The sequence below is a fragment of the Pseudomonas fuscovaginae SE-1 genome (genome assembly GCF_000364705.1).
Classification (GTDB): domain Bacteria; phylum Pseudomonadota; class Gammaproteobacteria; order Pseudomonadales; family Pseudomonadaceae; genus Aquipseudomonas; species Aquipseudomonas fuscovaginae_A.
Window position 1 is genome coordinate 1 of sequence record NZ_AQOH01000014.1, and the last position, 9,715, is coordinate 9,715.

General features: G+C 57.3%; 9 protein-coding genes. 7 read left to right on the top strand and 2 right to left on the bottom strand.

Annotated features, from left to right (window positions below; translation table 11 throughout):
- The first annotated feature begins 255 nt into the window (after positions 1–255).
- From ltrA to K675_RS0102070, 4 genes are all read left to right on the top strand, one after another.
- Positions 256–1,965 (top strand): group II intron reverse transcriptase/maturase, encoded by a 1,710-nt coding sequence (ltrA, locus tag K675_RS0102055; protein WP_017901846.1) that lies wholly within the window; start codon positions 256–258, stop codon positions 1,963–1,965.
- Positions 1,966–2,406: 441 nt separating this feature from the next.
- Entirely contained in the window at positions 2,407–2,724 is a 318-nt protein-coding gene (locus K675_RS0102060) for an RAQPRD family integrative conjugative element protein (RefSeq protein ID WP_080635296.1), read from the top strand.
- The gene (locus K675_RS0102065; protein ID WP_017901848.1) at positions 2,721–2,960 is read left to right on the top strand and encodes a TIGR03758 family integrating conjugative element protein; all 240 of its coding nucleotides are present in this window, start codon (positions 2,721–2,723) and stop codon (positions 2,958–2,960) included. Before K675_RS0102060 ends, K675_RS0102065 begins: the two co-directional genes overlap by 4 nt.
- A 37-nt stretch (positions 2,961–2,997) precedes the next feature.
- Entirely contained in the window at positions 2,998–3,357 is a 360-nt protein-coding gene (locus tag K675_RS0102070) for a TIGR03745 family integrating conjugative element membrane protein (RefSeq protein WP_017901849.1), read from the top strand.
- 511 nt (positions 3,358–3,868) lie between these two features.
- Here K675_RS0102070 and K675_RS0102080 read toward each other — a convergent pair.
- Entirely contained in the window at positions 3,869–4,489 is a 621-nt protein-coding gene (locus K675_RS0102080) for a hypothetical protein (RefSeq protein ID WP_017901851.1), read from the bottom strand.
- A gap of 57 nt (positions 4,490–4,546) precedes the next feature.
- Complete coding sequence (locus tag K675_RS0102085) at positions 4,547–5,257, bottom strand: hypothetical protein (protein ID WP_017901852.1); 711 nt, start codon at positions 5,255–5,257, stop codon at positions 4,547–4,549.
- Between the two features lie 501 nt (positions 5,258–5,758).
- On the opposite strand from K675_RS0102085, the gene K675_RS0102095 reads away from it, so the two are divergent.
- From K675_RS0102095 to K675_RS0102105, 3 genes are all read left to right on the top strand, one after another.
- Positions 5,759–6,703 carry a TIGR03756 family integrating conjugative element protein gene (locus tag K675_RS0102095; RefSeq protein WP_026144849.1) on the top strand — a complete coding sequence of 315 codons (945 nt, stop codon included), beginning with the start codon at positions 5,759–5,761 and terminating at the stop codon, positions 6,701–6,703.
- A 112-nt stretch (positions 6,704–6,815) separates the two neighbouring features.
- Positions 6,816–8,159 (top strand): integrating conjugative element protein, encoded by a 1,344-nt coding sequence (locus tag K675_RS0102100; RefSeq protein WP_232434391.1) that lies wholly within the window; start codon positions 6,816–6,818, stop codon positions 8,157–8,159.
- A gap of 275 nt (positions 8,160–8,434) precedes the next feature.
- Positions 8,435–9,403 carry a hypothetical protein gene (locus tag K675_RS0102105; protein ID WP_017901855.1) on the top strand — a complete coding sequence of 323 codons (969 nt, stop codon included), beginning with the start codon at positions 8,435–8,437 and terminating at the stop codon, positions 9,401–9,403.
- Positions 9,404–9,715 lie beyond the last annotated feature (312 nt).

The following is a 9,715-nucleotide window of genomic DNA, read 5'->3' on the forward strand; positions in this document are numbered from 1 at the left end:
CCAGAGCCATGATGAGTTACACCACGTCCTGGGACACGATCCGTGGTAAGCCCGTATCGCTGCCTTCTGGGCAGGCAACCCGTAAGGAGCGCCGTCGGCGGTGCGGGTATGGGATGGTGGAGAAAGCGAAGGCCCGGCTGTAATCGCCGGGATACGGGTTGGAATATCACCCGGCGCGAAAGCGAGCCCACTTCCACCTGGTCTTTCATCGCATGAAGGCTGAGATAAGCCCTGATCCTCGGAGAGGAAGGCAGCATGGTAGAGCATTGGGAACAGTCGATGTCTGCGCTTTCCCACCGCCCGCAAAACTGGCACCAGATCGACTGGTGCCGTGTGCAGCGAACGGTGCGGGCGATGCAGATTCGGATTGCGAAGGCTTGCAAGAACAGCAACTGGCGGAAGGTAAAAGCCCTCCAACGGATGCTGACACGCTCGACCTCAGCCAGACTTCTGGCCGTCCGACGCGTGACGGAAAACCGAGGAAACAAGACTGCCGGTGTGGATGGCAAGCGCTGGACCACGCCGCAATCGAAGTGGAATGCCGCGCATGATCTGGAGCGTCGGGGATATAGGGCATCACCGCTTCGGCGGGTGTTCATCCCCAAAGCCAATGGCACACAACGCCCGCTGGGAATTCCAACGATGCGAGACCGTGCCATGCAAGCGCTCTACCTGATGGCACTATCACCCGTGGCAGAAACGGTTGGTGATCCCAACAGCTATGGGTTTAGGCCGGAACGATCGACTGCCGATGCCATGGGACAACTCTACGGTTGCCTGTGCCGGAAGCGCTCGTCGCGCTGGGTTCTGGAGGCCGATATCAGGGGCTGTTTCGATCACATCAACCACGCATGGTTACTGCGTCATGTGCCCATGGACAAGGACGTGTTGAAAAAGTGGTTGCGCGCGGGGATCGTACACAAAGGGACATTCCAAGCAACAGGGGAAGGGACACCGCAAGGAGGAGTCATCTCTCCGACACTGGCCAATCTGACCCTGGACGGGTTGGAGTCGCAGCTCAGGAAGTATCTAGGCATTACACGAGCCCGCAGGTTGAAGGTCAACGTGGTTCGGTACGCCGATGATTTTGTCATCACGGCGGAGTCTCCTGAAGTACTGGAAGAAGAAGTCCGCCCCTGGGTCGAGCAATTCCTGGCCCTTCGGGGACTGGAACTGGCTCCAGAAAAGACCCGCATCGTATCGATAGACCAGGGCTTCGATTTCCTTGGATGGAATTTCCGCAAATATGGCGAGAAGCTCCTGATCAAGCCAAGCCAGAAGAGCGTGCGAGCGCTCTACAGCAAGGTTCGGGAAATCATCCAGGGTCACCATGGGGATAGCCAGGATCGTTTGATCCATCGGCTAAGACCAGTGTTGAGAGGATGGGCGCGATATCACCAGCCTGTCGTGGCCAAAGCGACTTTCCATCGCCTGGACGCAAAGATCTGGTACCTGCTATGGCGCTGGGCAAGGCGGCGTCACCAGAAGAAAGGCGCTCGGTGGGTGCGGGAGCGATATTTCCATACCCTGGGTGCCCGACACTGGGAGTTCGCCTATGAGCAACGAGATGCAGCATCCGGTCGTACGGAACACATGAGGCTGGAGCCGCTGTCAGCCACACCCATCCAGCGACATGCAAAGATCAAGGGGGAGTACAACCCTTTCGATCCTGCATGGGAGCGGGAAAGTGAAATGCTTCGCACGAGGAGAATGATGAGTTCATTGCAGTACCGCCGCGAAGTCTCTCTGCTCTACCAGCAACAACGCGGGCAATGCGCTCACTGCCGCCATCCCATCACACGGGAGTCAGGATGGCAGGATCACTACCTCCTTCCACGCACGCTGGGCGGCAGGAAAAGCACGAGTAATCGCGTGCTCTTGCATCCCGAGTGTCACGATCAAGTCCACAACCTCGGTATTTCCGTCTGCAAACCGGCCCGCGAAGCGGGTTTAGTAAAGGCTTGAGCCGTATGCGGTGAAAGTCGCACGTACGGTTCTTAGGGGGCCCCGAACCAGTAATGGTTCGGGGCTACCCGACGCACGGCGACCGGCTCATGACCGATGCGATGTGCGACCGATTGTGATCGCGATTGAGCAGAGCATCATGATGCCAGCCAGCATGAAGGTCTGGCGCATCCCGGTGCCTGCCGGACCGAGTCGATCGGCCCTGCGCCCAGACCGAGTGAAAAGGACTTGGACGCAGCAACCGCGGCCTCACCAGCGGTTGCCTCCCCTCACTCATCCATCGACAGATCCTGTGACGCGTCGACGAGCCAGTCGGTACACCGCACCCAAAGGCCGACAAAAACCCACCGCCCCCGCTCCTGTTTTCCTGCTGCCCTCGGTGGCCGCCTACGGCACCCTCAGTGAACTTTCCTTGAGCGGAGCGCCACGATGCCCCTTGCCATGCGACACCTTCGCCTTATCGCGCTCTCCGCGAGCTTTGCTGCGGACCCAGTGCAAGCCGAACCGACAGATCAGGAGCGCACGCACCTGGCAGGCCTGATGCGCCAGCTCGATGCCGTTATACGGCAAGTGAACGCCAGTGCCGCCCTGCCCGAGGACGAGCACTCGCGTTTCACCTTTGACTACCCCCGCCTTTCGGCCGAACTGGAACTGGTTCGCCAGGGCATCGAGGACTACCTCACACCGTCGCGCATCCAGCCTCGTTCCCTGCCAGAGCTGACCGGTCACTACACCCACACCGATGAACCCACGCCATGAGCATGAGCGAATCGCAGAAGACCGCCTTCCAGGCCATGGGAGGTTTTACCCCACAGGAAAGTACCACGCTGCTGTCCGGCCTGGTGTTGGCAGTGGCGTTGGTCTTTGCTGCCTGGGCGATCCTCAATGGCTACCGCGGCTGGGCCTCGGGACATCTGTCTCAGGGCAAGCTCTTGAGCCTGATCATCAAGGTGGCGCTGATCTACATCCTGCTCACCGCCCTGATACTGCGCTGACGCTCTCGTTTCACACCACACAATGGAGGCACCCCTGATGAACATTCGACACACCCTCAAGCGTTTCAGCCGCCCGCTGTCTCTTCTGGCACTGACCGGTAGCACGTTGTGGTCAGGACTGGTCCGTGCGGGCTTACCCTCGATAGAGGAACCCAGCCGTCCGAGCACAGGCATCATCCAGACCCTGCAGAACTACGGTTACGACATCGTTTCGCTGATAGCGCTGGCCATCTCTGCCGCGACATTCTGTGGCGTGGCCTACCATGCCTACAGCTCCTACTCCGAGGTGCAGACCGGCAAGAAAACCTGGGGGCAGTTTGGCCTGACCTGTGGAGTGGGTGCACTGCTGCTGGTGATCGTCATCTGGCTGCTGACCAAGGGTACCGGGGTGCTGTGACCCGGTGCAGCACTGTACTCGAAGGCTGAAGTGATTGATCCGGCCCCGGTCACTGCTGGCAGTGCCTGAACTCATGAAAGCGCTCCAGCAGTGACACAACCACTGGCGTAAGATGCCGTGTCCTGAATACGCCTACCCCTCCAGCACCGACCAGTGCCACCCTCATTCCGATACGACATGACACCCAATCCCCCGATGACACTCTCCATAGGCGACACCCTCAGGCTCATCACGGTCGATCTGGCAACAGTCACCTTCACGGATTGGCTGAGCTTCAGGGAGGCAGCGCCTGGCGACGTCGTCCGTGTCCTGCGTATCTGGGATAGGCCCGAGGGTCGGTCGCTCCAACTGATCTGTGAGCCGCAACCGGGCTTTGCAGAGTGGGGTGCCACCTTCAGAGAGGCAGGGCTGACCTATGAGGTCGTGCCGCGATAGGTCGGTGCCGATGCTGGATGACCGCCATCAGCCAACAGCGGTCGTTCATAAGATCAGCGTCGCCACACACCTGGGCTCATCGTTCTTGAAAGTCAAAGCGCCACAAGCCAGAGTCCCTGGTCAAGGTGACATCGACCTCAGTAGCGGTGATGGGTAAAGCGTAATGGGCCATGTCCGAGAAGTTCTGCACGATGTAGGTCTGCCCAACCCTGGGCGGCGGCGCCACCATGAAGTAGAAGTACGGTAGGTACTCGAAGCTCACCGTCATGTTTGTATCGACGTGAGGTATGGTCACCACCGGTTGCCCGCTGACGTACCAGTTACAGTCAAGTTGTAAGTAGGGATTGGTTCGATTGATCACCCCGCACTGATTGGGTGTCAGTTTCATCTGCGCCAAGGACACAGGGGCTGGTTGCAACGAGAGTGACAAGCCGCCAGGAGTGACCGCCTGCAAGAGCGTGCCAGGATCAACGGCCCGACGCGGTGAGATAATCGGCTTGTCACCCGGGCCGATTGTAGTCACGTCGGTTTCAATGATGGGCTCGTAGCTGAATGACTCGACGGAGTTCGCCACACCGTCCAACACCTGCCAGGCATGAAACAAATAATTGCGCTCCAGGTGTAGCGACTTGAGGAAAACCAGTACGGTCTTGCCCTGCATGTCATCGACCGCGAAATTAACGTTGAAAACGGCCATCATCCCTCTCCTTTTGTCCCATTTGAAATCACAGCCGAAATGCCGAGTCTCGCATATTCATGAGTCGCCAGTAACGAGGTAGGCAGGTTGGGTATCGTGCAGCAGGTATGCCCGATCCAAGGCCCGCTGGATGGATTGTTTTTCAACCGCCGTTAAGCGCTTTCGGCCGAAACCGAAAACAGATCCGCCGGGATCGACGTGAAGTGAAAAGAACCCCGTGATCTCTTCACCTTCAAGTTCCAGGAGCAGTTCCAGCCACGCCTCAGCCGATGTGTTCGCCGTAAGAAACGTGAACCCCTCAACCGTTGCCTTGCCGCACCAGGACACTTCATCCCAGGCCAGATGGACGCCCCGCTCTCCTGAAACCCCTTGTAGAGTCCAATCACCCGAGTCCACCGGGGATGCCTTCAAGACAGTCAGGAGTCGCTCCCTGGACAGTATCTCGAGTTGGTATGTCTGCTTGCCCGCATGCATGAACGGCAGGTCGCGCTCAGTTCGGGCGGGGGCGCCGGTATCACTGAGCACCTTGGCGATCAGCAGGTGGCTCATGGCGATTTCAGAGGGTTGCTCGCTCCAGCCATTGAGGTCCGAGACAGGTGGGGTCCATATCAGGCGTACCGTTTCGCCGACCAGCACACGGTCATACCCTTCGAAGTAGGCCACGGTGGTGGTACCCACAGCAGGTAAGAGGTCGTTGATGTGGATCGTCGGGGCGCTGTGATCAACGTCAGGGCCATTGGGCCAGAACATGGGGAAGTAGGTATTCAAGGATCAAGCGTCCTTCGCAAACCAGTGAGCGGCCCATTTTCTAACATGTGCAATATGGAAGCGAACCGACTTGCTGGAACTCGATGGCAGCACTGCGGCCCGTCTGAACTCACAGCCTTGCCAGGCCATCCCCTGCTTCGTTCAATCACGAAGATACCCTGCTCGATCTCCACTCGATTGCGCAGTCAGCTGCGGCCACAGCCTACGAGAACGCCGACAACCAGACCGATTCTGATCGCTAGGTGGTGATGGGGGTGGTGCATCTGATCAAGCTGGCACAACTGCGAATGGACTCCATGCTGGAGAGACAGGTCACCATCGCCAGCGGCTAATGGCGATGTATTGGGGGAGCGGCAAACGCCGCTCCCCACTGACAGTGGCTGGGTGTTAACAGGAGAATGCCTGCTTCCACAAAAAGTGCTCAGACACAAACCTGTTTTCCGGCGGTAGCCTGGCAGCGTTTTTCGGACGATCCGGGTTTCTCCACTTCGGATCTTCACCATGAAACGCGTTCCTCGTCGAGGTGTCAGGGCCTGGCTGCCTGCGCTATTGGCCCTGCCCTATTCTTCCTTGAGCCTGGCCCTGAACACTGCTGCCATCATCCCCACGGTATCTTCTCCCGATTGCCTGGAGTACAAGGTCGTCGGGGTGTGCTACTGGCTGCGCTGCACCAACTTCGGCTGCAGCGTGAAAACCTCCGCCAAGGTTCGGCATTACGTGCCGGACGCGGTGGTCTCCAGCTATTCCACAACGGGCATGAATCCCTGGACGGAAGTCCGAGCCTTGAGTGCACCGATCTCGGGGGCCCAGGGTGGTGGCAGCGGCACCACCAACAGCACCCACGAAAACAGCGTCTCGGTGTTCAAGAACGTCGATGTGATCGGCCATCCCGGCATCGTCGCGTTCAATGCCTTTGCCAGCGGTTCGGGCTATACCTGCGAGGGTGCGGGCACGCCCTATGTGCCAAATTTTCTCAGCACCCTGGACCCCATCGGGTGGCGCCATGGCATTCCGGAAAGCGTATTCCCCCAGGCGCTGACTCCCGGCCTGCGCGAAGTCGGCAGCCGCTTGTCGATGAACCTGTGGGGCAACATCTATCCGCGCAGTGGTTTCCTGCAACAGCCTGACGACTACAAGGCCTCTGCGGTGATGGCCCAGCGCGCGGGCGACATAGTGACCCGCCCTGGGCAGGTGCATGTCTACAGGCCGCTGCTGGCGCTTGCCAAGCCCGGCTACTGGCCCGCCGGGGAGCTGCGTGAATCCGACGCCCTAACAGGTAAGTGGCAGCAACTGACGCCGACGGCCAGTGCCTCTTGTGCAACCTTCCCTGAACCTGGCTTTCACCAGCAGGCCCCGGATGGCGCCTACGCCTGGTCGCTCTGGCGTCCCTATAGCTGCTGCAAGCAGGAAGGACAGACGTTCCTGGGCAGTACCGGCGGTCAATGACCTCACGACACCTAGCGATCGCCACTCCCCTACCTACCTCGTAATGGAGCCTCTCATGACCCGGATGTCATCGTTTCGCCGCCCCGGCCCCCATCGCTGGCTGCTTCTGCTCATGGTTTTGGGAAGCGTTCCACCGCTAGCCACTGCAACGGAGTTCGCTAGCAGCGGCAGTGCCATTGGTGACGACGTGCTGTATCACATAGGCGGCGGCAGCGCCGTGAACATGGGCCGGGCCGGCAGCATGCAGAGCCTCGGTGTCGGCGTGGGTTGGAATAGCAACCTGATGTGCGGAAACATGGACTTGAATACCACGCTGCACAACCAGCTCAATGGCATCACTAATGGTTTCCAGAACATCATGGGGGATTTGATCCAGGGCGCGACCGGAGCTGTGGCTTCGTTGCCAGCGCTGATCATTCAACGGGCGGACCCAGGGCTCTACAACCTGCTCACCAACGGCATCCTGCAGGCACGGGTGGACTTCGATCGTTCCAAGGCCAGTTGCCGAGAAATGGCCGAACGCATGATGACCGTCGCCGGCGGCCAGAGTCGTTGGGGGACGCTCGCCGAAGGCCAGGCGCTCAAGGAAGCCATGGTCCAAAACAAAGATGCCGTGGCGGTCACCGCCCAAGCCGAGGCAGACAAGGGCAACACCGGAGTGCCCTGGGTCGGAGGGGAAAAGGCCGGAGGCAAGCAGCAGCCCCCCATCAAGGTGGTCAAGGACGTGACCAAGGCCGGTTACAACCTGCTCAATGGTCGCAAGGCCACGGACAACAGCAGTATCGACGCCAAGGCCTGCAAGGACGGTTTGCTCTGCAAGACCTGGAAGTCGCCGGATGAAGCGGCAGGATTTGCCAACCGCGTACTGGGTGAAGACGAGCAGCAAACCTGTGAGGGCTGCACCAAGAGCACTGCCACCGCGGGCGTGGGCCTGACGCCGCTGATACAGGAAGAATACGAGACCAAGCTCAAGGCTTTACAGGAACTGATCGCCGGCAGCCAGACCACCACGCCTGAGAATCTGGGAGGTGCCGGTAGTAACTCGATGCCCATCACCCGAGGCGTCATCACCGCCCTACGTGACGAGCCCGACCAGGAGTTGCTGGTCCAGCGTCTGGCCTCGGAGATCGCTGTAACCAGCATTTTGGAGAAAGCCCTGTTGCTGCAACGTGCCCTCCTCGCCGGCAAGAAGGAGCCCAATGTGTCCACCAACGGTGTCGCCGGCGAGACCATCGACGTCGAGCGCGAGGCCTTGCAGCAGGAGATTGCCAATCTGCTCACTGATCTGGAGATGCGCCGCTCGATGACCAGCAACTCGCCATCGGCGATCATTTCGAGGCATCAGCAGCGCAAGGACAACTCACGCACGATCTACGGCGGGGATACAGAGGTCAATCGGCTGGAGGCGCTGGAGAAGGAAGTCAAGGGCAGTGGCAGTCGGCCGCCGCAGCCTTGAACGGCCAGCCGGCCTCTGCTGGAATCCGCTGACAGGATGAGGTCGGTGGTGCCAACAACGAATGGCTGCTATCGACCCAAAGCGGCCTGTCGCGAGGGGCAGCAATCGGCCCAAAGGAGCCAGCCGGATGCGTCCAGAGAATCAGGAGCGATTTAAGTACAGCTAACTGATGTTGCTTACGACGGCGAAGGCGCTACGCTAAACCCGCCTTACGCCACTTTCTCGAATTGAGCAGGCAGGTAGATTGCAAGCACTAGTTCATTATGGAGGTTTACATGACTGGCTACTTAGATACTATTTCGCACCCATGGAATCGTAAGCAGATTATGGCGGCAATGACGCACAAGTTTACGGAAGTCCAACCTTCAATTGATAGAACTCCGGGCGGAAAAATCTGGAATGACTTGAAAGGGTTGGATGACACAGTATGGATTTTCTATACCAGCATCTCCGAGCTCATTGATGAAATTTGTATTTTTGGCGAACGGAGCAAGGACCCAGAGTTTTGGAGCAAGAGCAATGAAAAAACGGCAGAGCACTACACTAGAGAGGTAAAGCGAAAACTATTCTATTGCACTTCCTCACTTATGACCTTAGTAGATATCGCCAGAAACTTTGACAATAAACACAAAATAGATGGACCAGACATAAAAAGAGCTGAAATCTTCACCACACCTGGCCTGCACAGCTTCCTACAGAACCTGCGAAACTTCAACACACATTGGCGTATTGCCGAAGCCAGCTGGTCGACAAACTACGACATGAAAAATGGTACACGGACGGCGCACTTTCAGATAAACAAGGAAGAGTTGCTCGCCTGGAGCAGCTGGACTGCCAATGCCAAAAAATACATCCAAGAACTAGACAGCAGTGTTGACCTTTACGAAATACTTACAACATACAAAAAACAGGCGCAAACCTATTATACATGGCACAAAGGCGCTGTGATTGATCAAAACGCTGAAGCCCTACAACAATATTTTGAGTACACAAAAATCCATGAGGGCCTGCGCCAATATCAAAAATGGAACATGATACTTTCGCAGGTAAAGGTTGGTACAAATCCTTATCAATATTTAGCAAAATTTCTTTCACCCTCTCAAGTTGAGGAAGTCCTCTCTTATCCCAAGCACAGTGAACTGCAGGTGGATGCATTAATCAGGGCAGTAGACACCTATCAGATCTGCGACAAACATCTCAAAAACAAACTTATGAAGGTATTTTCAGTCACCGTCGAGCAATGACCATCACAAATCGCTCCGATAGTCTGCTTCTGGCCGTTTGTGGCCCTTTGTGACGGGCAGCAATTGGCCAGAAACCGTCAATCATACCGTTAAATAATAAACGCCTGACCTTCCCTCTTATTCGGACCCATATATCAAGCCAGTTAAAAAACTGCCCCCACACCTAACGATAGCCAAACTGCTCCGAGTGGCAAAACAAACTTGGATATTTCTGTACAGTAGGAATTGTTTCAGGTGACATAGATTTTCCTTGCATTAAAACACCAACAACATCCTCAAGACTGTTCGATCTAAGTCTTATTTTTTCGGGTC

What these genes read in the sequence shown, in the direction of transcription:
- K675_RS0102105 (WP_017901855.1), top strand. Translation starts at nt 8,435, where the DNA reads ATGACTGGCTACTTAGATACTATTTCGCACCCATGGAATCGTAAGCAG.
- K675_RS0102065 (WP_017901848.1), top strand. Translation starts at nt 2,721, where the DNA reads ATGAGCATGAGCGAATCGCAGAAGACCGCCTTCCAGGCCATGGGAGGT.
- K675_RS0102070 (WP_017901849.1), top strand. Translation starts at nt 2,998, where the DNA reads ATGAACATTCGACACACCCTCAAGCGTTTCAGCCGCCCGCTGTCTCTT.
- K675_RS0102100 (WP_232434391.1), top strand. Translation starts at nt 6,816, where the DNA reads ATGGTTTTGGGAAGCGTTCCACCGCTAGCCACTGCAACGGAGTTCGCT.
- K675_RS0102095 (WP_026144849.1), top strand. Translation starts at nt 5,759, where the DNA reads ATGAAACGCGTTCCTCGTCGAGGTGTCAGGGCCTGGCTGCCTGCGCTA.
- ltrA (WP_017901846.1), top strand. Translation starts at nt 256, where the DNA reads ATGGTAGAGCATTGGGAACAGTCGATGTCTGCGCTTTCCCACCGCCCG.
- K675_RS0102080 (WP_017901851.1), bottom strand. Translation starts at nt 4,489, where the DNA reads ATGGCCGTTTTCAACGTTAATTTCGCGGTCGATGACATGCAGGGCAAG.
- K675_RS0102060 (WP_080635296.1), top strand. Translation starts at nt 2,407, where the DNA reads ATGCGACACCTTCGCCTTATCGCGCTCTCCGCGAGCTTTGCTGCGGAC.